The sequence below is a fragment of the Hymenobacter qilianensis genome (assembly GCF_014489555.1).
GTDB lineage: Bacteria > Bacteroidota > Bacteroidia > Cytophagales > Hymenobacteraceae > Hymenobacter > Hymenobacter qilianensis.
On the sequence record NZ_CP060784.1, the window covers coordinates 3,855,023 to 3,878,305 of the forward strand.

Below are 23,283 nucleotides of genomic sequence, written 5' to 3' on the forward strand. Positions count from 1 at the left end.
AGCTGGTGGAAAGTTGATCTTTTACGCTGTTGCCAGTAACTTTTTGAGGCAAAAGGCAGAATAGAGAGCCATGCACTTTTCCGTTATTACTCCCAGCCACAATCGCCGCCAGTACCTGCCCGAAGCGGTGGCCAGCGTACGGGCCAGCATCAGCGCCCCGCTCGACTTTTCATTCGATCATCTTATCTACGACAACGGCTCAACCGATGGCACTGGTGCATGGCTCCGTCAGGCTGCGGCTGAAACGCCAAACCTGCGTACCTGGAGTTATCCTGAGCCGCTAAAGGCAGGGGAGGCCCGCAACCGTATTATCCGCGAAACGCCCCCGATGCCTGGCTGGTGCCCCTCGATGATGACGATATTCTGCTGCAACGCACGCTCTACCACTATGCCGACTTGGTGCAGCGCCACCCCGACGCGCCCTGGTTTGTGGCCGATTTCCTGCGCATTGACCAGGATGGACGCTATCTGCCGAACGAAGACTATTATGCCTGGCGCTTCGATTCGCCGGCTGACATGCTGGGGGCCATTTTTCGGGCCGAGCATTTCATTCAGGGCAACGTGTGCTACAGCCGCAGCCTGTTTGATCAGGTGGGGGCTACGATGGGCAACTGCCCATGGCCGAAGACCTGGACTTATATGTACGCTTCCTGCTAGCCGGCCATTTGCCGGTAGTCTCGCCCCATATCAATCATTTGCACCGGTTTCATACCAGCAACGTCAGCATCGGGGTAGACGGGGAGAAGCATGGAGAAGATTTGCAGGCGATTTACGCTAAATATGCCCCCCAGCTGGAAGCGCTCGGGGTTATTGAGCCCGGCCATTAACTTTGTTCGCTTAAAAGATGGCGTAGTTTGATTTTGTACATTTGAATAAGAATACATTTGGATAATAGAGAAGTTGTTGCCCGGACTGCTGGCTTCATCGAAGCTAAGTTTTTAAACGAGGGCTCCGGTCACGATTGGGCCCACATTCAGCGCGTGTGGTATACAAGCCAGGCGCTTGCCACCCAGACGCCCGGCGTTGATCCTTTTGTCACGGAGCTAGGCGCACTGCTCCACGACGTGGCCGATTGGAAGTTTCACGCCGGCGATGAAGAGGCCGGTCCCCGGGCCGCCCGTGAATGGTTAAACAATCTGGGCGTAGAGGAGGCCGTTATTCAGCGCGTGGAGATGATAATCCGCGAAATCTCCTTTAAAGGAGTGGGTGTGCCTACACCCATGAGCACGCCTGAAGGGGAGATTGTGCAGGATGCCGACCGCCTCGATGCTATCGGCGCCATTGGGGTGGCGCGGGCTTTCGCCTACGGAGGTCATAAAGGGCGTCCGCTCCACGACCCAGCGGTGGCGCCCATTGCCCACGACTCGTTCGAGAGCTACAAGCAGAACACCGCGCCAACCATCAATCACTTCTACGAGAAGCTGCTGCATCTGCAGGAGCGCCTGCACACGCCAGCCGCTCGGGCGGTTGCCAGGCAGCGGCATCAATTTATGGAGGAGTTTCTCGCTCAGTTTCTGCGTGAATGGGAAGGGGAAGACGTTAGGGCAAACGCTCCGGTAGAGTGATAGTTTTACCTAGTGCAAGCTGAACCTTTAACTGAGCGCGCTATAACTCGCAGCGGATGGCTACTTTTAGGGCATGAATCTACGTTTTCTCTATGTTCGGTTGGTGGTGGCCATGTTTCTACTGGTCGCCGCAGCCTCGTGTCGTACCTGCCCAATTGTGTCATGCCACACGCGCAAGCAGCATTTTCACGATGGCACCAAGTTTCGGGGCCAGCCTTTCTTTAAGAAGCAAAACCCCGCTATTGGCGAGAAAATCAAGGTCCACAACGAGGGCAACAGCAAGCGCCGCAAGGCCGACAAAAGCAAGCCGCTGAAATAGGCTGCAATTAGGCAAAACGGCCGTTTTTTCGTACCTTGCGGGCTTCACAAAGTACTCATTCACTGGTGCCGAAATTGCCCCCAGGGGCTTTTTTTCGGCTTACTTAGATTTCTCTATGGCGGAAGGCGAAAAGATCATTCCGATTAACATTGAAGATGAGATGCGCGGAGCCTACATCGACTATTCGATGTCGGTTATTGTATCCCGTGCTCTGCCAGATGTGCGCGACGGTTTGAAACCCGTGCATCGGCGCGTGCTTTATGGCATGAGCGAACTGGGCGTATCCTATAATAAATCCTACAAGAAAAGTGCTCGTATTGTGGGCGAAGTGCTGGGTAAATACCACCCGCACGGCGACTCCTCAGTATATGATACCATGGTGCGTATGGCTCAAGAATGGAGCCTGCGTTATCCACTGGTTGACGGGCAGGGTAACTTTGGTAGCATCGACGGCGACTCGCCGGCGGCCATGCGTTATACCGAGGCTCGTCTCAAGCGTTTGGCGGATGAGCTTTTAGGTGATCTGGACAAAGAGACGGTTGACTTCCAACCCAACTTTGACGACTCCCTGGAAGAGCCATCTGTAATGCCTGCCAAGTTTCCCAACCTGCTGGTAAACGGCACGACGGGTATTGCGGTGGGTATGGCCACCAACATGGCGCCTCACAACCTGACGGAAGTGGTCAGCGGTATCATTGCCTATCTCGACAACTCCGAAATTACCATCGCCGAGCTGATGGAGCACGTTACGGCTCCTGACTTCCCGACGGGGGCACTATTTACGGCTACGAGGGCGTAAAGCAAGCATTCGAAACTGGCCGTGGCCGGGTAGTAATGCGAGCCAAAGCCCACTTTGAAACCCTGCCCAGCGGGAAGGAGCAAATCATCGTCACCGAGATTCCTTATATGGTGAATAAGGCGTCGATGATTGAGAAAACCGCTGCCCTGATCAATGAGAAGCGCATTGAAGGTATTTCGGACCTGCGCGATGAGTCAGACCGCGACGGTTTGCGCATCGTGTACGATCTGAAACGCGATGCCATGCCCAACGTGGTACTCAACAATCTGTACCGCTACACACAGTTACAAAGCAGCTTCGGCGTCAACAACGTGTGCCTGGTAAAAGGCCGCCCGATGACGCTGAATCTGAAGGAACTGATTCACTACTTTGTAGAGCATCGTGCTGATGTAGTCGTGCGCCGTACTCGCTATGAGTTGGCGGAGGCCCAGAAGCGTGCTCATATCCTGGAAGGTCTGCTCATCGCTCTGGACCATCTGGACGAAGTAATTGCGCTGATTCGCGGCTCGCGCGATGGCGAAGTTGCTCGTGCCCAGCTTATCGAGCGTTTCAAGCTCAGCGAAGTACAAGCCCGTGCTATTCTGGATATGCGTCTGCAGCGTCTCACGGGCCTGGAACGCGACAAAATCGTGCAGGAGTACGATGAGCTAATGAAACTCATCGACCATCTTAAAGCGGTATTGGCTTCGGATGAGTTGCAGCGGCAAATCATTAAAGACGAGTTGCTCGACATTCGGGAGCGTTACGGTGATAAGCGCCGGACCATGATTGAGTATGCCGGTGGCGACTTCAGCATGGAGGATATGATTGCCGACGAGAGTATGGTGATTACCATCTCCAACGAAGGCTACATCAAGCGCACCGCCCTCGACGAATACCGGGCTCAGGGTCGGGGAGGAGTTGGCTCCCGCGGCGCCTCATCCAAGCAAGACGACTTTACTTCCAATCTGTTCGTAGCTACTACCCATGAATACCTTTTGTTCTTCACAGAACTGGGTCGTGTGTTCTGGCTGAAAGTATACGAAGTGCCAGAAGGAGGGAAGAACGCCAAAGGCCGCCCCATTCAGAACCTGATTGAGATTCCCCGCGAAGATTCAGTGCGTTCCGTATTGAACGTACGCGGCCTGCGCGACCCGGATTATCTGGAAAATACCTTCCTCATGTTCTGCACCGAGCAAGGAACCGTGAAAAAGACTCCATTAGAAGCTTATTCACGTCCACGCACGGCGGGTATCAATGCCATTACCATCAATGAAGGTGACCGTTTGCTGGACGTGCAGCTCACTACGGGCAGCAGCGAAATAGTGGTGGCCTTGCGTTCGGGTCGGGCAGTGCGTTTCCCCGAAGGCAAAGTGCGTTCGATGGGCCGCAACGCTGCCGGTGTGCGCGGTATCACATTGGCGAATGCTAATGACCGCGTCGTTGGTATGGTGTGCGTATCAGATCCAAGTCAGGAGCTATTGGTTGTATCCGAGAATGGCTACGGCAAACGCTCCGAGCTGGAGGAATACCGTATTACTAACCGTGGCGGTAAAGGTGTGCAGGCGATGAAGGTGACGGAAAAGACTGGTGCACTGGTAGCCATTAAGGATGTAAATGACACGGACGACTTGATGATCATCAACAAGTCGGGTATCATTATACGTCTGCGGGTGGCTGATCTGCGCATAATTGGTCGTGCCACGCAAGGCGTACGTCTACTCAAAATCAGCGCGGGTGATGAAATATCATCGGTTGCTAAAGTAGCCGCTGAGGAAAAGGAGGAAGAAATTCTGAATGGCACTGGCGAAGATCAACCCATTAATGTAGACACGCCAGCTGATTTAGCTACCTTAACTGATCCTGAGCAGCTTAGCGATAACTAAGCGTACTTTTATGGCTGAAAACGGATAGTAATGATGGTTTTTCTGTCGTTACTGTCTTTTTTCAGCCATTTTTGTTTTTCAACCACCTTACTTACAACCCACGGCTGAACCAAGCACATATTTTCCGCGTTTGGCCAGCAATTCCTTTCTTTCACCCTAATTCTTGAGTATCATCTCTATGAAGAAGATTCTTTTGACCCTGGTTGCTGCAGCTACTCTTCATACTGCATCAGCACAGAACTCGGCCGTTACCAACGCGATTCTATTTCAACGTCAGGGCACGCTTGATAAGGCTCGCACGGAAATCGACAAGGCTGTTCAAAATCCGAAGACCTCAACCAAGGCTAAAACCTGGTATACGCGCGGCGAAATCTATGACGGTATGGCTGCCAGCCCCATCTACGGTAAAGCTTTGGGCGCCGGGGAAGGGGCTAAAATTGCGTTCGAATCCTACCAAAAGGCTATTGAGCTAGATGGCAAGGACGGCGAATTCGGTAAGCAGGCTGTGGCCAAAATGGACAACCTGTACGGCCTGGCCCTTAACGCCGGGGTAGAAAGCTACAACGGTAAGAATTTTGATGAGGCTATCAAGTCGTACCAGATGGCCCAGCAGATCCGGCCTCAGGATACAACTGCCTACCTATACGCAGCTTATGCAGCGGAAGCCAAGCAGGATTTTGCGTCGGCCAAGGCTACGTATAGCAAGTTGCAGGCAATGAACTACAAGTCGCCCCAGATGTATGGCCGCTTGTTGCAGATTGCCCGTGAAGAGAAAAACGATGCCGAAGCCATGAAAGTGGTTGAGCAGGCTTTGAAGGCATATCCTAACAACAAGGCATTCATGCTGGAAGAGTTGAATATGTATCTGGCTGCTGGTCGTGGTAAGGAAGCGTTGGACAAAATTGACCGCGCCATTGCTGCTGATCCAACCAACTCTAATCTTTATGCTGTAAAGGGCTCCATTTTGGATTCGAATAAGCAGCCCGAGCAAGCGCTAGCCGCTTACCGCAAAGCCGTTGAGGTTAACCCTGATAACTTTGACGCTCAGTTCAATATGGGCGTATATAACTACAACAAAGCCGCCGAGAACTATACAAAGGCTAGCAAGATGGACATGGCTTCTTACCAGAAGTCTGGCAAGAAGCTTGAAGCAGAAGGCAAAAAATACTTTGAGCAAGCGTTACCGCATTTTGAGAAGGCTTTGCAATTGCAGCCAGACGATCGGGCTACCATTTCGTCCTTGCAGAAAGTATATGTTCGCTTAGGCCGCAACGCTGATGCGGAGAAGATGAACGCGAAGCTTGAGACACTGAAGAAGTAAAGGATAACTACTCCAGCAATGGGGGAGTGAAAATAAAGCAGCCCGGGTATCAGATTGGTGCCCGGGCTGCTTTTCAGAAACACTACTTAACATAATATAAATTATAAGACAAATCAAATGGGGTGTATCTGGGATAGTCAGCTCGCCCGAATATGATCAACAATGATCGGTTTAAGTAACTTATACAGAGATATTCTGGTTGTTATCACTTGGTTATCGTCAGCGGAAACCATTTGATTCACAGCGGTGCGGCTGCATCATTTGGCTCTAAAGAATCTTGGTTAGCAGAACGCAACTCTAGCAGTAAGACATTCCAGCCACAAAAGCGATTAGCTGATGAATTAAACAACAAAGCCTATGACGTGGAACACCGTTGCTACTCTAACATCAATCAGTTATTCTCCAAACATAAACCGGTTCTTATTCATATGAGCACTTATACTGCCTTTCACGCTTACCTATGATTTAACGCTGAATAATGTATCCCACACTAATTTAATCGATTACAGGGCCCCTACTATGCCTATAGCCCCTGTTTACCTCACCTCCTCCCCGTCCTGGGCCGCCTACATTAGGTTAGTATTTAAATATATATGCTATGAGAGGATAGAGTTAAAGTAAAGTGTGTATAAAATAAATCAATATTAGTATAAAAAAGCATAAAATGATATAAATAAGTATTACTTTTTTATACTTTGTACTGCTATTATATACTTATATTGTTTATACTTGTACTTTCATTGTTTATACCTCATCATCTTATATGCCTAAGACCATTGACTATCCCCGCACTAGTTATCTGAGTGCCTGGGAAGTTGCTGAAGTAGTTGATGATACTGGCGGCAAGTGTGCTATTGAAACATGCGCACGCAAGCTTAATAGAAAGGTTAGTGGCTCTTTCAAAGCTATTATTGGTTCCGCTGTTAAGTTTGGCCTTATAACTAGTAAACGAGAGCTACTCACTACTACAAACCTGTTTCGTCGGATCAAGCATGCCTATGACAAGCAGGAAGAGAAGGTTTTCCACCGGGAGGCTTTTCTACATCCGCCGCTATTCACTCAGATCTGCCGTAAGTTCCGGAGCCGCGAGCTGCCAGTGCATATGCTGGATGTAATGTTGATCAGGGAATTCGGCGTTGAGGAGATCAACGCTCAAAATGTAGCGAAGGCCTTTGTGGAAGGCGCTCGGATGGTTGGGGTTATGGACGAGCGTAATGTGGTAGCGGATATCGATCAATTAGCTGCCCAACAACCTCCACGACGCGAACTGGCCAGCACGGACATGCCGATGAACTTGTTCCGGGCGCCCGCTACGGCGACTGCAGGCGCTTCTGTCACTTCAGATACTAGTGCTACAAAGCGAGCCTCCGAAACACCTAGACCCCAAACTACAGATAGTATTAGCTCCATAGGGAATCTTGTACCAAAGGTGTCTTCCAAGGATGCTGTATCTGCGCTGTTTGGACTGGATACTGACGACTTAGAGGAAGAGACGGAACAAATGCCCCCCAGATCGCCTGAACTGGCGCCGTCGGCCTTTATGACTGAGCCTACAGTATCGGGTGCCGCACCCATGAATACTCCGCCGTCAGCGAATATGAACGGCGCTGTTCCAAAGGTTAGCAACAGCGCAGTACCTACACAGACTCAGAGAGTAGTTTCTAATTCCGGGTCAGCACCTTCATACTCTATCCGTATCACCGGACCGGGCATGGATACGCAGTTCAATATTCAGGATCTGGATGATGTGGAGATCGTACGGATACTGTTGGAGAAGATTAGGAGGCAATTGGCTGGCTAAAGCTGACTTCTCCTGCCCTATTGTCAGTAAGGATCTATGCAGGCGATTCCACGCTTATAGATAAATTATGTTAACCATATTTCTCCCTCTTTAGCTTCTTTTAAAATGTCCTTTTTGAAGTTCCGCATACTACTTTCCATCCTGAGCCTGGCTTTACTGGCTGCTTGCGAGCCACAACAAACCACAACTTCCAACCCGGCGGATAGCACCCAGGCTATGCAGCAGGAGAATGACCGACTTAAGAGGCAAAATGATAGCCTTCAGAAGCTGTTGGAAAGCGAACGCATGACGCCTCGCTCAGAAATGCCCCCCACTACCCTCCCGCCAGCATCCGACTCAGCGGCAACGACCAATCCTTAAGCTTCTGTGACATTCTCAACTGCTGCGCCCGCCATCTCTATCGCTGAAGCGTGCGCAGTAGTTGAGGCACGTTGTCTACCTCGATGGCGTCGGGGTGGGCAGCTACCAAGCGCCGGATCGAGCCGGCCGAACGCCCCCCAAACAGCACAGCATCGAAGCCCGCAGCCTGTACCTGTGCAACTTGCGCCGGCGTCGCCAACGCTTTTGGTATCACGATGGCTTGCACCCCGATACCTTTAGCGGCGGCCAACCCAGCCACAAGGTCTTCGCCTTGGGTAATCTCCAGGCCCAGTGGAACCTGCGGAAGCGCCTGCCTGAGTTGGCGCAGCGTGGGTTGATAGGTTGTTAGAATAAGTAGACGGTCGGGGGGCACTTGATAGCGACGTATCAAAGCCGCCAGGGCCCGAGCCAACGCGGGTGAACGGGAATACTCCCCGCCGCACCCATCACGCTCGTGCAAATCGAGATGCAGGTAAGGATACTGAGGATACCGCGCTACGCGCGCCAACAGCGTTTCCAGGGTTATAAGCCGTTCGTTGTGAAACAAATCGTAGCCCCACCCACCCCGATACGGTAGCTTCACCAGTGCCGCCGCTGGCTGCTGACTTACGCAGCCGCTGTCGGTAGTCATGGAGTTGAGCGTTGGATCATGGTAGAGCATAGGGATGCTATCCTGACTTAATTGCACATCAATCTCCACGCCGTCGGCCCCCTGCGACAGGGCCTTCTCCACACCTGCCAGGCTGCTGGGCGGCAAGGGGTTGAAAGGATTCAGGGGAGTAAAAAAGCCGGAGCCAGCGTGCCCAATCACCTGAATATGGCCCGCATGACGGTTGGTGAGCGGGCCGGGAACGGACGCGTTAGACTCCCAAATCAAGTGGCCGGCACCCAGCAGGCCAGCCAAAAGCAGTATGCCCCCTCCTATCCGGCGGGCTCGTTTTGTTCGACGCATAGCGCGCAAGTTCGCAGTTTAAGCTGGCTTCCTGCTTACCCTCAACTGCATAATTCATTCTACCTTTAGCCCCACTTTCCTGCTTTTCCCCGCTTTGCTTATGCCTTCGGTTCTGGTTACGGGTTGCGCCGGCTTTATTGGTTCTCACCTCTGTGAACGCCTGCTGGCCGACGGCTATCAGGTGGTGGGCCTCGACAACTTTGACCCCTTTTATGCCCGCAGCCTCAAGCAGGACAATATGGGGGCTTTTTGCAGCATCCTTCCTTTCGCTTTCTGGAGCTGGATCTGCGCGCCGGCTCCGAGGCCCTGACCCAGGCCCTGGGTGCTACGCCGATCGGGCTGGTGGTGCACCTGGCGGCCAAAGCCGGCGTCGGGCCCTCAGTGCGCGAACCGGCCGCCTACCTGGACAACAATGTGCTGGGCACCACCCATCTGCTGGAATGGATGCGGCAGCAAGGCATAGGCAAGCTTTTTTTTGCCTCCTCGTCATCCGTGTACGGCAACTCCCCCAGCGGCCCTTTCGCGAGGACCAATCCCTTCTCCAGGCCTGCATCTCGCCGTACGCGGCCTCCAAGCTGGCCGGCGAACAATTAACGTATACCTACCATCACCTCTACGGCTTAAGCGTGCTTAATGCCCGCTTTTTTACGGTCTTTGGGCCACGTCAACGGCCCGATCTGGCCATTCATAAGTTTGTGCGCCTCCTACAAGCCGGTGAGCCCATTCCCGTGTTTGGCGACGGCACCACTGCCCGCGACTATACCTATGTGGGCGATACCGTGGAGGGCATCGCCCGGGGCGTGGCGTACTTACTTTCCCAGCCCCCTGGCTTTGAGACAATCAATCTGGGCAACAGCCACCCGGTAGCGCTGCTGGAGTTGATTCACGCCGTCGGGGAAGCGGTCGGAATTGCCCCCCAGCTGGTCTTTCAGCCCATGCAGGCCGGCGACGTGGACGTGACGTACGCCGATAGTAGCAAGGCGCAGGCGTTGCTGGGCTATGCGCCCCAGACTTCCCTGGCGGAAGGCCTCAGGCAGTTTGTAAGCTGGCAACAGAATACTAACGGCTCACCGCTGCAAGCCTAAAGCTTACGCCGCCACGCCGGGCAGCATCTTTTCATTCTGAAGGCGCAGGCGCTGGCAGAGCACGCGCATAATGTTGCGGGCAACCTCTGAGCACTCTTCCATCACATCGTAGAAGTCCTCCTGATCAATGCGGAAGGCTACCACCGGGCTCTGCGCCACGGCCGTGGCGGAGCGGGCTTCGGCATCCAGCAAGGCCAGCTCCCCGAAGAAGTCGCCTTTACGGAAAGTCGTGAGATGAAGAGGCCCGTCGAAGATTCCGACTTCCCCCTGACTTACAATAAACAGGGAGTTGCCCAGGTTTCCTTTAACGAAAATCCCCTGATCGGGCTGAAATGCCACCTCCTTCATGATAGGCACAATGGTACCCAGAACGTTCTCGGGGGTTTCGGCAAACAGGGCGGTGCCTTTCAACAGCAGTACGCGCTCCCGCGCCGATACGCAGGAAGCGGAAGCGTGGGGAGTATTCATAAGCAGCTGATGGGAATCCGGGTACACAGAAATCAGTTGGTCGAAAGCCGCGGGGCGCTGCAGGGGCAGCTGGCGCAGCACCACCATAGCACTCTCCTGAATAAGAATGTTGGCGGACAGCAGGTGTGGATGTAAATACAGGACGGTTTCGGGGTTCGGGTGCCACTGCAGCAGCGCCACGCTAATCGTCCAGGCCGAAAAGGAGGCAGACCCGCGCCGCACAATGGAGGTTTGAATAGGCTCGGCGGAACTCCGAGGACCCAGTAAGCTATCGAAGGTTTGCACCTTATCACGCAAGCGGCCGGTATCGAGCAAGGCTTGCAGGCCTTGGTAAAGCGGACGGGGAATCAGGTTGTCCAGAATCTCCAGGGCATTGGCCTGCCGTTCGCCTGCCGAGTGGGCCACGCCGCGCTGGGCATCCAGAATATGCTGGCGCTCGTAAATCTGCATGAGCAGCCAGAACAGGCGCTGCTGCCCTTTTTTTAGCTCGTAGCGCAAGGCCGCGCGCAGCTCGGCGTTGGCGCTGCTCATGCCATGCAGCACTTGCTGGGCCAGCCGCATTTCCTTCTCTACCAGGCGCTGAAACAGGGGCGCCTCGGCGGGCACGGTGGCGTAGCTGCTCAGCGCCCGCAGCACCGCCGCTCGGGCGTGCAGATTGGAGCTTTGAGCCACCTCCACCAACACCTGCCGGGCTGCCGGGGTAGCCAGCCGGGCACATACCTGCGCCAGCAGCTGCAGGTAGCGCCCATCCGATTCCTTCGTTAAAGAGTCTTTGATCTGGGGCAATGCCGGCGCCCCGATTTCCACCAGGCTGTCGGCCACCGAATGCCTTACCGTTTTGTTGCGCAGCAAGTGCAGCAGATCATCCGTCAGGGCCGGATTGGTCGTGTCAGCGGCGGCGGTTACGGCGGCCTGCACTACCTCCGGAAACGGGCTGTGCAGGCAAGTCGTCAGGAGCTCGCTTTGCTGCTCGGGGGCTAAAAACTGGATCAGCCCCAGCGCCAGAAGGCGGGAGTTGGTGTCGGAGGCAGTCAGGATAGCTCGTAGGCTTTCCCGGGCCTGAACGTCATCGGGCGCTTGCGCCAGCCGGCCCCGCATGGCTCCCCGACGCACCACCATATCCGGATGAAGCAGTAAATCATTCGCCTCGTGGTGGGCTCCGGCCAGGGTGCTGGCGGCTTCGCGCAGCTTCGGGTCGGGGTCGTCGAGGGCCAGACGCCGCAGCAGGCCCGCGTCGGCCTGGTGGCCCACCAGGCTCAGCACGCGCGTGCGCACCCGGCTATCGGTGTGCGAAAGCAGGGCCTCCGCGTTCTTGACCAGCCCGCCGGCTTTCAGCAGCTCATCAATGGCCTGCAACGCTTCCTCCACCCCACTGTCAGGTTCTTCCTCTTCGGGCGCCAGGGAGCCGCTGGGGGGCAAATTTGCCTCGGTGCTGGCTCCAAAGCGCAGGCCCAGCGCGTCTTTCAGCTCATCCAGATATTTCCAGTACGTGCGCTGCAACAGGAAAACAGCCGCCAGCAGCAGCAGCCCCATCCACACAAACGGCACCCACTGGTTAAGGGCCGGTGAGCCATGCAAGCCCAGCAGCAGTAAGCCCCCAGACCCAAGCCCAGCGGCTCGTAGAAGCCTTTAGCCAGGGTATGTCCTTCTAGGCGCTCCAGGGGCGTGAGGGGTTGAAACAGCACCAGAAACACGGGCTCAAACAAGGCCTGGCGCAGTACTTCCAGCGTCAGATAAAGCCCCCCAAAGTACACCAGCAGCACGGCCGGACCGACGGCCGCCACCTCCAAGGCCCCGAACAGCAGAATACCCGCCAGGGCCGTGAGCGGCAGCAAAGCCAGGGTCCAGCGCACCCCAAGCCAGTCGATGCCGCGGCGCGTAAAGAGCAGCTTGAACAGCATGGCCAGCAGATAAGTAAGGGCCAAAACGCCCCCCACGTACTGCAGAATCGTGGTTTGATCCTGCAGCTTGTACTTCACGTTCACAAAGAAGATATACTCCACGCCCACCGCTACGGCGGCAATAGCCGTCAGGCTCAGGCCCATGGCATGAATCAGGGGGCTGGCCCCAAATACCTGGCGTACCAGCGCCGACTGTTCCGGACGCGCCACCCGGGGCGCCCCCGGCCGGGCCACCACCTGCCGCGATTTAAACGTGGCCCGCTGAATTACGGAGGCCAGCACATAGGCCCCGCAGGCGGTCAGCAAAAGCACATACAGCTCATTATAAGCGTGCACCACCACGGCAAGCACGGCACCAATGGCTTTGGCGGGCATATCGCCGGCACTGATGATGCTGAACAGCCGCCGCCCTTGCCGCACGTTGAAAACCACCGCCGACATACCCCAAAACTCAAGGTTGGTAAGCAGATAAATCAGGCGGTAGCCTGTCATAATGGCCACGGCCGTAGTTACGGATGGGCCCAGCAAGAGCAGCAGTGTCAGCACGAGCGTGAGCACCACCGCCACCAGCAGCGCCCGCACGGCCAGCTTCTGCAATAGCCAATGGTGTTCAAAGTGCGCGTACAATTTGCCCACGGCCATCATAGCCAGTGCGCCCACGCAGTACGCGAGGGGCAGATTGCGCTCCGGGTTCACTTCCAGCAGCAGCACGTTGGCCGTCACGTACACCAGAATGGTGCCCATGCCCAGCAAAAAGTTGTGCGCAAAAAACAACCAAACCGTCTTGGTCTCGCCGGGTCGTATTCCCAGAAACCGGGTTAGCTTCTCCATGAGAATTGATCAGTTAAAAAAGCCCCCAACAGCTGCTGGCAGGCCCTTGGCAGGCTGGGCCAGTCCCGACGAGGCGGCTTAGTGCAAGGCGCGCTTCTTGACCAGTCCGCCCTTGGTGTCGTTGATGCTTTGCATGACCACAAAAGCGTTCGGATCGATTTTATGAATCTCATCGGTCAGGCCCACAACCTCCAGGCGGGTAACGACCGTGAAAATGGCTTCTGTTTTCAGGTGCTGATGACCGTGCGAGCCGTAGCCCTGGGTAACCTCGTACACGGTAGCGCCGCGGCGCAGCTTATCGGTTATCATCTGCCGGATTTCGGTGCTGTGGAAGGAGATAATCGTCAGGCCGGTGTATTCCTCAATGCCCACCAGCACAAAATCCACGGTTTTGGCGGCGGATAAGTAGGCCAGAATGGAGTACAAAGCGGTTTCGATGGATAGCAGCCACGCCGCCACGCTAAAGATGATGATATTGATAATCAGTACAATATCGCCAATCGAGAGCGGCAGCTTGCGACTAAGCCAGAGAGCCAGAATTTCGGTGCCATCGAGTACGCCGCCGCCCCGCATGGCCAGGCCAATGCCCGCCCCCAGAAAGAAACCGCCAAACACGGCAATCAGCAGCTTATCCTCCGTCACGCTGGGAAAGGAGACGATCAGCAGCGCCCCAGACAAGGCCATAATGGTAAGCAGGGTTTTAAGCGCAAACTTTCGTCCTAGCTGATAATAGCCCAGAATAATAAAGGGAATATTGATAACCAGAATCAGCACCGACAGGGACATCCCGGTCAGATGCCTTACCAGCAGGGAGATACCCGTAACGCCCCCGTCGATAAACTCGTTGGGCAGCAGAAAGCCCTTCAAACCCAGCGCGGCCGAAAAAACCCCCGCCAGCAGCAGCAGCGTCTGCACTATCGTGCGGCGTACCCAGCGTTGCGACAGCGTATAAAACAGCCTATAATTGGTCGGCTCCGCTGCCGCGTCTTCCACGGGGGCCGCTACCACTTGCTGAGCGTAGCGCTTGGTGCGAAAGCGAGAAGGAATGAGATGATCGAGCAACATTGCCGCCAGCAAAAGCCAGGTGTTCACTACCGATATATTCGCCGCAGGCCAACCAGCCGGGGCTGCGGCCTGACGAAAGCAGAAAACGCCAGTAACGAGCTCCACGCTTGCACCGGCACCGAAGAACCAAATCTGATTTCGTGCCCTTTTTCTCCGCGGAAGACGAAGGGGCACTACTTGAAAATATCGGATTAATTTAATTAAATCGCAAAATAATACTTGAGCTAGGCCAGGCGCTTTTTAGGGTCAATAGGCAGGGAAATGGTAAACTCTGTGTATTCCCCTTCCTTGCTGTCCAGGCTGAGCGTGCCGCCGTGGCCTTTGGTAATGATATCGTAGCTCAGAGAAAGGCCCAGGCCGGTACCCTCGCCGGTGGGCTTAGTGGTGAAAAAGGGCTGGTATATCTTCTCACGTACCGCCGCCGGAATCCCGTTCCCGTTATCGCGCACCCGCACCTGCACCGTGTTGCCCACCGGGCGGGTTTGCACGCACACTTCCGGGCAATAGCCGGGCGGCGCCTGCCGGCTCTTTTCCGTCACGGCATAAAAGGCATTGGTGAGCAGATTCAGAAAGACCCGGCTCAGGTCCTGAGGCAACACCAGTACGGGTTGCAGGTTGGGGTCAAGCTCCGTGAGGAGCGTGGCGTTCGAGTCCTTATTCTTGGCCCGCCAGCCGTGGTAAGCCAGGCGCAGGCTTTCTTCCACCAAGGTATTAATATTTGTGAGCTGGCGCTGGGTGCTGCCGGCCCTGGAGTGCTCCAGCATGCTTTTCACAATGCGGTCGGCCCGATTGCCATGCTGATGTATGCGGCTTTGGTTTTGAATAAGCTCCTGCAGCAGCACCTGGATATTTTGCCTCCCATCCTCCGACAGGTGCTCCTTGGCCAGTTCCTCCTCCAGCTCGGCCACCAAATCCACGCTCAGGTCGGAGAAGTTATTCACAAAGTTCAGCGGGTTCTGAATCTCATGGGCAATGCCGGCCGTGAGCTCGCCCAGGGAGGCCATTTTTTCGCGTTGCACCAGCTGGGTTTGGGTTGTTTTCAGGTCCGCGAGTGCCTGCTCCAGGTCGTTGCGCTGGGCAATTATCTCCGAGGTGCGAGCCGCTACCTGCTGCTCCAGCTGCTCATTCTGCTGGGCCAGAATCTGCTGCTTTTCCTGCTCCTGCACCAGGCGCCGCCGCTGCTCTCGGATCAGAATGGTCACGATGCCCAGGGCCAGCAGCAGCAGGATGGGACCAACGAGCAGAAAAGGAATCAGGGCATCGGGCATGGCACTAGCCAGCTAAGCACAACGTAAAAAAAACGAAGCTATGGTTCTAAGTTAAGCATCTGGGGGGCAAATTCAGCGGCTCTCCGGTTGCTCATTTATCTTGAAGAAGGTGTACCGATTTGGCAAGGTCGGAAGGTGCGCGCAGACCAGCACTGGCCGGCAGTAGGGCCGTAAGCTGCTGGCCCAGCAGCCAATAGGGCCGCCGGCGCCAGCTGCTGTAGTGCAGCCAGCGCGGCAAGGCCGCGCGCGCCGACACGCTTATCGGAAAGAAGCGGAACATCCAGGCAAACAACGCCATGTGCACGGCGGCCAGAAACGTATCGGGGCTGCTCAGGAGCGTGTCGAGGCGGATGATAGTGGCCACATCGTAGTATTCGGCGCTATAGATGATATTGATAGCCGCATACGTTACTACGGAGCAGGAACAGTACACCAAAATGGCGACGCTGAAAAAGAACTCCGGCTGCTTTTCCAGCTCGAAGGGCGAGCTTCGGGTCAGGTACACCACGTGGAGGAGAGCCAGCGTAACCAGAATGGTGCAGCCCAGGGCCTGCGCGTAGCTGTTCACGTCCGTAATAAAACCATTAAGCACGGTGGCATCCAGTAAGGCCACAACCAGAAACATGCCTATACTGAGCCGGATAAGCTGATGCACCCGCCCGGCGGGCAACAGGCGCTGATAGGTGCCCGCCAGCAAAACCACCATGAGCACCGTGCTCAGGTGGAAAAGGTACACGTTGTTGCGAATGGTGATGCGGCTGAGCGTGTCCATGGGAAACAGCACCACTTTGGCGGCCACATAATAGAATACCAGCCGGAAGCGATACGGAATGTGCTGCCGGCGCAGGCATGCGCACGCAAACGGCAGTATAGGTGCAGCCTCCAGTACCCGGTTAATCAAATGAACGACGACCCAAGCATCCATTCGCGTTACTTAATTCTGATCAAAAAATCCGCAGTTTTCAGGACACCTCTCATAGCTTACTCCCATTTTGTAGTCTGACTCAAACACACCGGGTGAAATCTCCTTGTTAATAGGTATCTCTTTACCTGTTTTGTCCACGCCAGTTATGATAACTTTCAATTTGCCTTTTGGCCTGCCCTGGCTATCCTTCTCCTGGCTCCGATAAACACGAAGACCTCTCACCCTTTCGTCTGCTAAAAGCTTCACTATAAGATCTCTACTAAAATAATTACTGGTAATATTTCCATCATATTTTTTTTTGTATCGCCTCACATCCGCAATAGCAGTATCACGGTCTCTCTTACTGGCTATTAACGTACCAGCATCAGGATCAAATGGATCAGGCTCTAGGTTCAATGTTGAGTCAAGCTCTGCTGGTACCACCCCAGTTTCCATAGTCGTACTTGACGAATCTTGAGTTATAGAATTCTGAGAGGCTTGGTTTGCTTGTTGGGACTTATTCTCACACCCAAAAAGCCCCCCAGCACATACTATCAATAAGCAGCCAACCCAACGCAGATTCGTACCTGTTTTCATAGAAGTCAAGATGCAGTGGAAAGTAAAATGATGGGTTATTTTCTTATCTGCGCGCTACTTACTCATATAAAGTAGCGCCAATACAATTCTCCGGGCATTTGTCTTCCGTTATGCCAAACAGATATTTGCCCTGGCTTTTGAGGCCGGTTTGGTCTTCCAGATTTGTGGGAGTAACTAAGTCAGCGCCATCCTTATCCACGCCTATCACCACCATTCTCTCCTGCCCGGCACTATCGGCCAAGTACACGCGTATGCCTTCGCATTTGCCGCTGGATATTAGGTCCTTGACTACCTGCTTGCTGAGGTAGCCATTATGCAGGCCCCCGGCCGAATGCGTTTGCCGGTATTTTTTGACCGATGCAATGGCACTCTCGTAGTCTGCCTTCGTCTTGGGCTTACGGCCGGGCTTGGGCTTTTTGGTCGGTTTTTGCTCTTCCGATTCTGCCTCAGAGCGAAGAACAGCCAGCTGGTACAGCGAAGCATCGGCACTGGCAGGCGGCGGCTGGCTACGGGAAGTCTGGTTGCATCCGGAAAGCGTTCCGCTGGCGACGAACAGTAAACAGCCCAGCCAATAGTGATTAGAATGTGTAGGCATAGAACGGAGCGTAGGTGTGAGGTGAATCTCGGCGACGGAGTGCTGGTTTAAGCGACTTACATTTGAGTGGACTCGTAAGCTTCGATTAAGTGAGCTAAGCCCGTCTAATATCACTAAATTTTCTTTAAATAATATAGCATTGCCATTTACCTATGCTTCGCTGGTACCTGAAGCAGTTTCATCCTTACCCGCCGCCGCAAATTCACTGTTTTCTTTGATGCTGACTTTCACTCGCCGTTTCCCGTTGCACGCGCTTAGAGTCCGTGTGGCTGGGCTCGTATTGCTGCTGGGCACAGGCACGCCGGTATGCGCCCAAATTGCCCCCCAGACGCCCGCCGACACCCTTCGCAAGTATGAATCTCCGGCTGGGGTCACCAGTGCCAAACCCTGGTATCGGGGCAAGCTGGTGCGCGCCACCATTGTGCCGGCGGTGATGATTGGCTACGGCTTTTATACCCACAAGGGCGGAGGGTTTTATACCAACGAGCAGGCCAACCGCGACATTCACAAGCTCTTTCCCACCTACCGCACTCGCCTCGACGACTACCTTCTGCTGGCTCCCTACGCTGAGCTGGGCCTCGTGGCGCTGGCCGGCGTGGAGTCGCGCAGCGACCGGATAAACACGCTGCTTGTCATGGTCAAAGCAGAGGCGATTATGCTCACGTCGGTATTTGCCCTGAAGCATATTACCCGTCGGCCCCGCCCCGATGGCTCCGACAATGAGGCCTTTCCCTCCGGCCACACGGCCCAGGCCTTTCTGGCCGCCAGCATCGTGCACACCGAGTTTCGCGATAAAAGCCAATGGTACGGCATTGGGGCGTATACTATTGCCACGGGCGTGGGCGCGCTGCGCATGATCAACACCAAGCACTGGCAAAGCGACGTGGTGGCCGGCGCGGGCTTTGGCATTCTCTCCGCCCACCTGGCCTACCTGACCCACCGCAACCGCTGGGGACGGAAGCCCCGCCTGCCGGAAGGCATGACCCTGACGCCTACCTTGTATGGAGGAGCTACGGGGCTGTGCTTTACCTGGCAGCCCCGCTAACCTTTCGGTAAATCAGGCACAAAAAAGCCCCCCACTTGAGTAGTGGGGGGCTTTTTTGTGCCTGATTTACGGACAGTAAATTATTCACTAGCACATAGCTGCATCACGTATTACTTCTCAATCTCCTCTACGCGCAGCCCCTTGATTTCGCGGCGCAGCAGCACCACGTTGCGCGCGTACACCACAATGCCCGGCACGTTGCCCAGAATCAGCACATAATCCACGGGGCGGCGCAGCACGGCGTAAGCCAGAATCAGGGCCGAACCGATGAGGCTGACGAGCCAGAAACCCAGCGGCAGCACCGACTCGCCCTTGCGCTCCGAGTACAGCCACTGGTACACAAAGCGCAGCAGAAAGATGGTTTGCCCCACGGCTCCGAGCGCCAAAACGCCCCCCGGAATCCGGTTTTCGAGCATGGTTTTGAGGCTAAAAAACGAGGTGCCCGCCACAAACCAGCCGATAGCCGCTAGGGGAAACGTGTAAGCCCCTGCCCGAAAAGCGCCGTGCAGTTTGCTCCACTCACCCAGCAATTGCAGGTTGCGAATGTAGATGGCGTAGCTGATAAGCTGAGCCGCCAGAATAATCGGGTCGTGGCGAAGCATGCCGTAGAGAATCATCAGAAACGACGACACCAGGCTGATTTGCCAGAATAGCACCGGCACCAGCACCCGCTTGGCCCGCTCGCTCTGAATCCATTGCAGAATAATCCGGCTCGAAAACAACAGCTGGGCAATGAGCCCCACCCCGTACGCGACGACTTCGGTTTTCATGCTCTGGGGCTAGCCTTCGAGCGTGCGGCTGGCCTGAGCCTGCTCTTGGCGCTGCTCCTCCCCGATGGCATAATTCAGCCAGCGGCTCCGAATCCAGCGAAAGCCAAAGGTATCAACCAGGGGCTTCCAGGCGCGGTTCCAGAGGTTGTACTTGGCCGTGCCGGCGAAGCGCGGGAAGTGGCGCACGGGCAGCTGCTTTACTTTGCCGCCCTGCAATTGCACCAGCGCGCCCAGAAAGCGATGCATGCCATGAAACAACGGAATGCGTCGGGCATACTCGATTTTGATGATTTTCAGCGGGCAGCCCGTGTCCTGAATGCCGTCGTTAATGAGCGTACGCCGTACCGTGTTGGCCACCTTCGAGGAGAGCTTCTTGACCAGCGTATCCTGGCGCTTGGCCCGGATGCCGTTCACCATATCGTGCTCGGGCAAAAACTCGAAAAAGGTCAGAAAGTCGAGCGGCATGGTTTGAATGTCGCTGTCGATGTAGCCAATAAGCGTCGTGCGGCAGTGGTCGATTCCGGCTTTGATGGCCGTGCTCAAACCGCGGTTTTGGGCCAGACTAATAAACTCATACTGGCTACCCGCGCGGCAAATATCGCGCAGCAGCGACAGGGAGTTATCCGTGGAGCCGTCGTTGACAAACAAAACGGTGGTCGTAACGGGCGTTTGGGCCAGAAATTTATCCATCTCCACCACAAACTGCGGCAGGCTTTCTTCCTCATTATAAACAGGAACAAGCACCGTAAGCGACTGGGTGGCAAGGTAAGCAGAAGGGGCAGCAGACATAGAAATGCGGTAATGCGGCCGCAAGGTAAAAAGGATTTAGCGCCAGCAGCTTATTAGCAGGTACTGAACGCGAAAATGCCCCCAGAATACTCTTACTTTAAAAAGGCGGTCATGCAGCGCAGCGCGAAGCATCTCGCTCGCGGTCGTTGCCTAACTAAACAACGAAGCAAGCGAGATGCTTCGCGCTGCGCTGCATGACCGCCTTATTTTGGAAGCCTACTTCTCATTAAATGTAAAGCCCTACTCCCGGCGCACACCCGCCGAAATCGTGCTGTGCCGCTCGCGCAGCACGGCTACTACATCGTCCAGCGTCAGGTTGGAAGCGGCCAATAGCACCAGCAGATGATAGAGTAAGTCGGCGGCTTCGCCTTTTAAGCCTTCAAAATTGCCCCCCACGGCGTCGATTACTGTTTCTACGGCTTCCTCACCTACTTTCTGGGCGATTTTGGGCATGCCTTTGCGAAAAAGTGAGGCCGTGTACGACTTCGGATCTTCATCGGGGATGTCGCGGCGGCGCTGCACGAGGCGCTCCAGCTCGGCCAGAAACCCGACCGGGGCGGCGGGAATAGCCGTTTGATCGGGTTGCTCGAAGCAGCTGACGGTGCCGCGGTGGCAGGTGGGGCCGTCGGGCCGGGCGCGGATGAGCACCGCGTCGCCGTCGCAGTCGGGGTGCAGACTTACTACTGTCAGGAAGTTGCCGGAGATTTCGCCCTTGGTCCAGAGGCGGTTTTTGGAGCGGGAGAAGAACGTCACGCGGCCTTCCTGCTGAGTTTTGGCTAGTGCTTCCTGATTCACGTAGCCCAGCATTAGCACCTGGCCCGTCTGGTCGTCCTGCACCACGGCGGGAATTAACCCATCGGGCATTTTATCGAAATCGAATGTCATGGATTAATACCGAGTAGGGAAATAAGCTCTTTGTCAACTTGCACTGCTTCTCCTTTATAGTAGCTATTGAATTTGCCAATACAAAGCGTGTCACTAGTTTGGTTGTTATAGAACAAAATGGCTTTTGCACGAATATCTACTTCGTTGTTTTGCGTGTGTGGCTGAAGACTTCGTAAGTATTTGTCAATGGCCGTAAGCTTCTCTTTGTCAATTATTGAAAATGGTCTGGCCGAAGGGAACTGCTTCTCATATCCTGCGCAGGGTATGGCAATAAATGAACGAATATCAAAAGAGACCGAAGAGCCCTCCACTCGTGTCAATTCCTTTCCATTCACATTAGAATTAGATTCAGGTTGCCTAGAGTTTATTGCCCCCGAGGAACGACCATCTGGTGTATTACATGCGCCTAGAATCAGCAAGCAGACAGTCCTTAACCATTTCATTCCTTCTCGACTTTAGCTATACCAATGCACTACAGTCGCACCGGAATCCCATCCTGGCGCAAGTGTTCTTTTAGCTCCCGAATACCGATTTCGCCGAAGTGAAAGATGCTGGCGGCGAGGCCCGCATCAGCCTGGGCATTCTGGAATACCTCCGTGAAATGCTGCTTGCTGCCCGCGCCGCCCGAAGCCACCACGGGCACGGATACGGCCCGGCTTACGGCCCCGGTGATATCCAGCGCAAATCCGTCCTTGGTGCCGTCGTTGCTCATGCTAGTGAGCAGGATTTCGCCCGCGCCACGCTCAGCGGCTTCCCGACACCACTGCACGGCGTCGCGGCCGGTGTTGTGCGTGCCCGCGCGAGTATAAATCTGCCAGCCTTCGGGCTCGTGAAAGCGGGCGTCGGCGGCCACTACGATGCACTGGGAACCGAAGCGGCGGGCCAGCTCGTCGATCAGCTCGGGGCGATGCAGGGCGGCGGAGTTGATGCTGACTTTATCGGCCCCGTTCATGAGTAAAGCTTCCACGTCGGCCACGGTACCGATGCCGCCGCCCACGGTGAAGGGAATGTCCAGCTCGCGGGCCACGTCGCGCACCAGGGCTACCAGGGTAGCGCGCTTCTGGTTGGTGGCCGTGATGTCGAGAAACACCAGCTCGTCGGCGCCTTCGCGGGCGTAGCGGGAGGCCAGGGCCACCGGGTCGCCGGCGTCGCGCAGGCCCTCGAAGCGCACGCCCTTTACGGTGCGGCCGTCTTTTACATCGAGGCAGGGAATAATACGTTTGGTAAGCATTGGGGGCTTTTTTATGTATGAGTTAGCTTATAGCAAAGCTTGCAGCTGCTCCAGCGTGATGGTGCCTTCGTACAACGCCTTGCCGATAATAGCGCCGTGCATGCCAATGGCGGCCAGCGCCTCCACGTCCTGCATGGTCGTTACGCCGCCGCTGGCCACAAGCTGGGCCTGCGGATATTGCTCCCGCAGCTCCTGATACATGGGCAGCGAGGGGCCTTGCAGCTTGCCGTCCTTACTCACATCAGTGCAGATGAAAGTAGTAGCGCCGGCCTCCAGGTACTCCCCAATAAACGCGCTCAGCGTCCATTCCGACTGGTCGGCCCAGGCATTGATGGCAATATGGTTGTGGCGAAAATCGGCCCCCACGATAATCTTATCGGCCCCAAACGTGGTCAGCCAGTGCTGCACCACGCCCGGCTCGCGGACGGCAATGCTGCCGGCCGTAATCTGCGCCGCGCCCGCATCAAAGGCCTGCCTGACCGACTGCTCGCTTTGCAGCCCGCCCCCAAAATCGATGTGTAGCTGGGTGTGGCGGGCGATTTTCTCCAGCACCGGCAGATTGACCGGATGCCGCGCCCGCGCCCCGTCCAAGTCTACCAGATGCAGCCGCCGCACGCCCTGCTGCTCAAAGCGCTGGGCTACAGCCACCGGATCGGCGTCGTAGGTGGTTTGCTGGGCGAAGTCGCCTTCCGTAAGGCGGACGCACTGCCCGTTGATGAGGTCGATGGCGGGGATGATGTTCATTTGGCAAATGGGAATGCTAAGTTTACACTTAGGGTTTCGTCGGATTGTCGTAGCGCGAACTTGTAGTTCGCCTTTCGTTGCACACCTACACTGGGGGGCATTTTTAGAAACATTTGCTTATTC

Annotated in this window: 23 protein-coding genes and 3 pseudogenes; 12 read left to right on the forward strand and 14 right to left on the reverse strand. The window is 55.4% G+C overall.

What is annotated here, in order from left to right; all coding sequences use genetic code 11:
• Window positions 1–70 precede the first annotated feature (70 nt).
• From H9L05_RS27010 to H9L05_RS17400, 9 genes and pseudogenes are all read left to right on the forward strand, one after another.
• Window positions 71–307, forward strand: a pseudogene (locus H9L05_RS27010) (glycosyltransferase family 2 protein); the annotation flags it as partial.
• A gap of 32 nt (window positions 308–339) precedes the next feature.
• Window positions 340–657, forward strand: a complete 318-nt coding sequence (locus H9L05_RS24100) for a glycosyltransferase family protein (RefSeq protein WP_223285006.1) — start codon at window positions 340–342, stop codon at window positions 655–657.
• Window positions 618–827: a hypothetical protein gene (locus tag H9L05_RS24105; protein ID WP_223285007.1), complete on the forward strand. Its 210-nt coding sequence runs from the start codon at window positions 618–620 to the stop codon at window positions 825–827. Before H9L05_RS24100 ends, H9L05_RS24105 begins: the two co-directional genes overlap by 40 nt.
• Window positions 828–884: 57 nt before the next feature.
• Window positions 885–1,565 (forward strand): HD domain-containing protein, encoded by a 681-nt coding sequence (locus H9L05_RS17375; RefSeq protein WP_187731993.1) that lies wholly within the window; start codon window positions 885–887, stop codon window positions 1,563–1,565.
• A 73-nt stretch (window positions 1,566–1,638) separates the two neighbouring features.
• Window positions 1,639–1,884, forward strand: a complete 246-nt coding sequence (locus H9L05_RS17380; RefSeq protein ID WP_187731994.1) for a hypothetical protein — start codon at window positions 1,639–1,641, stop codon at window positions 1,882–1,884.
• Window positions 1,885–1,999: 115 nt separating this feature from the next.
• A pseudogene (gene gyrA / locus H9L05_RS17385) lies at window positions 2,000–4,548 on the forward strand (DNA gyrase subunit A).
• 178 nt (window positions 4,549–4,726) lie between these two features.
• Entirely contained in the window at window positions 4,727–5,869 is a 1,143-nt protein-coding gene (locus tag H9L05_RS17390; RefSeq protein ID WP_187731995.1) for a tetratricopeptide repeat protein, read from the forward strand.
• Window positions 5,870–6,632: 763 nt separating this feature from the next.
• Complete coding sequence (locus H9L05_RS17395; RefSeq protein ID WP_187731996.1) at window positions 6,633–7,670, forward strand: hypothetical protein; 1,038 nt, start codon at window positions 6,633–6,635, stop codon at window positions 7,668–7,670.
• 105 nt (window positions 7,671–7,775) lie between these two features.
• Entirely contained in the window at window positions 7,776–8,030 is a 255-nt protein-coding gene (locus tag H9L05_RS17400) for a hypothetical protein (protein ID WP_187731997.1), read from the forward strand.
• A 37-nt stretch (window positions 8,031–8,067) separates the two neighbouring features.
• Here H9L05_RS17400 and H9L05_RS17405 read toward each other — a convergent pair whose 3' ends face one another.
• The gene (locus H9L05_RS17405; protein WP_187731998.1) at window positions 8,068–8,982 is read right to left on the reverse strand and encodes a glycerophosphodiester phosphodiesterase; all 915 of its coding nucleotides are present in this window, start codon (window positions 8,980–8,982) and stop codon (window positions 8,068–8,070) included.
• Between the two features lie 100 nt (window positions 8,983–9,082).
• On the opposite strand from H9L05_RS17405, the gene H9L05_RS26395 reads away from it, so the two are divergent.
• A complete protein-coding gene (locus H9L05_RS26395) occupies window positions 9,083–9,292 on the forward strand; it encodes an NAD-dependent epimerase/dehydratase family protein (RefSeq protein WP_317175001.1) in 210 nt (69 codons plus the stop codon).
• Window positions 9,232–10,067: pseudogene (locus H9L05_RS17410) on the forward strand (GDP-mannose 4,6-dehydratase). Before H9L05_RS26395 ends, H9L05_RS17410 begins: the two are co-directional and overlap by 61 nt.
• Window positions 10,068–10,070: 3 nt before the next feature.
• Here the strand turns inward: H9L05_RS17410 and H9L05_RS17415 are convergent.
• From H9L05_RS17415 to H9L05_RS17445, 7 genes are all read right to left on the reverse strand, one after another.
• Complete coding sequence (locus H9L05_RS17415; protein ID WP_187731999.1) at window positions 10,071–12,113, reverse strand: cyclic nucleotide-binding domain-containing protein; 2,043 nt, start codon at window positions 12,111–12,113, stop codon at window positions 10,071–10,073.
• Window positions 11,999–13,267, reverse strand: coding sequence for a hypothetical protein (locus H9L05_RS17420; protein WP_187732000.1), 1,269 nt, complete (start codon window positions 13,265–13,267; stop codon window positions 11,999–12,001). Before H9L05_RS17420 ends, H9L05_RS17415 begins: the two co-directional genes overlap by 115 nt.
• 78 nt (window positions 13,268–13,345) lie before the next feature.
• On the reverse strand, window positions 13,346–14,437 hold the full coding sequence (locus H9L05_RS17425) for a YitT family protein (protein WP_223284535.1): 1,092 nt from the start codon (window positions 14,435–14,437) through the stop codon (window positions 13,346–13,348).
• Between the two features lie 119 nt (window positions 14,438–14,556).
• The gene (locus H9L05_RS17430) at window positions 14,557–15,600 is read right to left on the reverse strand and encodes a sensor histidine kinase (protein WP_187732001.1); all 1,044 of its coding nucleotides are present in this window, start codon (window positions 15,598–15,600) and stop codon (window positions 14,557–14,559) included.
• A gap of 91 nt (window positions 15,601–15,691) precedes the next feature.
• Window positions 15,692–16,525, reverse strand: coding sequence for a hypothetical protein (locus H9L05_RS17435; RefSeq protein WP_187732002.1), 834 nt, complete (start codon window positions 16,523–16,525; stop codon window positions 15,692–15,694).
• A gap of 9 nt (window positions 16,526–16,534) precedes the next feature.
• Entirely contained in the window at window positions 16,535–16,960 is a 426-nt protein-coding gene (locus H9L05_RS17440) for a hypothetical protein (RefSeq protein ID WP_187732003.1), read from the reverse strand.
• A 199-nt stretch (window positions 16,961–17,159) separates the two neighbouring features.
• On the reverse strand, window positions 17,160–17,696 hold the full coding sequence (locus H9L05_RS17445; RefSeq protein WP_187732004.1) for a hypothetical protein: 537 nt from the start codon (window positions 17,694–17,696) through the stop codon (window positions 17,160–17,162).
• Window positions 17,697–17,961: 265 nt separating this feature from the next.
• Here H9L05_RS17445 and H9L05_RS17450 point away from each other — a divergent pair, with 265 nt between their 5' ends.
• On the forward strand, window positions 17,962–18,741 hold the full coding sequence (locus H9L05_RS17450) for a phosphatase PAP2 family protein (RefSeq protein WP_187732005.1): 780 nt from the start codon (window positions 17,962–17,964) through the stop codon (window positions 18,739–18,741).
• A gap of 110 nt (window positions 18,742–18,851) precedes the next feature.
• Here H9L05_RS17450 and H9L05_RS17455 read toward each other — a convergent pair whose 3' ends face one another.
• The 6 genes from H9L05_RS17455 to hisA all read right to left on the reverse strand — a co-directional run bounded on the left by H9L05_RS17455 (window position 18,852) and on the right by hisA (window position 23,160).
• A complete protein-coding gene (locus tag H9L05_RS17455) occupies window positions 18,852–19,511 on the reverse strand; it encodes a lipid-A-disaccharide synthase N-terminal domain-containing protein (RefSeq protein ID WP_187732006.1) in 660 nt (219 codons plus the stop codon).
• Window positions 19,512–19,520: 9 nt separating this feature from the next.
• Window positions 19,521–20,300 (reverse strand): glycosyltransferase, encoded by a 780-nt coding sequence (locus H9L05_RS17460; RefSeq protein WP_187732007.1) that lies wholly within the window; start codon window positions 20,298–20,300, stop codon window positions 19,521–19,523.
• Between the two features lie 240 nt (window positions 20,301–20,540).
• On the reverse strand, window positions 20,541–21,185 hold the full coding sequence (gene hisIE, locus H9L05_RS17465) for a bifunctional phosphoribosyl-AMP cyclohydrolase/phosphoribosyl-ATP diphosphatase HisIE (protein WP_187732008.1): 645 nt from the start codon (window positions 21,183–21,185) through the stop codon (window positions 20,541–20,543).
• A complete protein-coding gene (locus H9L05_RS17470) occupies window positions 21,182–21,520 on the reverse strand; it encodes a hypothetical protein (RefSeq protein WP_187732009.1) in 339 nt (112 codons plus the stop codon). Before H9L05_RS17470 ends, hisIE begins: the two co-directional genes overlap by 4 nt.
• Before the next feature lie 137 nt (window positions 21,521–21,657).
• The gene (gene hisF, locus H9L05_RS17475) at window positions 21,658–22,416 is read right to left on the reverse strand and encodes an imidazole glycerol phosphate synthase subunit HisF (protein WP_187732010.1); all 759 of its coding nucleotides are present in this window, start codon (window positions 22,414–22,416) and stop codon (window positions 21,658–21,660) included.
• Window positions 22,417–22,443: 27 nt separating this feature from the next.
• Window positions 22,444–23,160 (reverse strand): 1-(5-phosphoribosyl)-5-[(5-phosphoribosylamino)methylideneamino]imidazole-4-carboxamide isomerase, encoded by a 717-nt coding sequence (hisA, locus tag H9L05_RS17480; protein ID WP_187732011.1) that lies wholly within the window; start codon window positions 23,158–23,160, stop codon window positions 22,444–22,446.
• Between the last annotated feature and the right edge of the window lie 123 nt (window positions 23,161–23,283).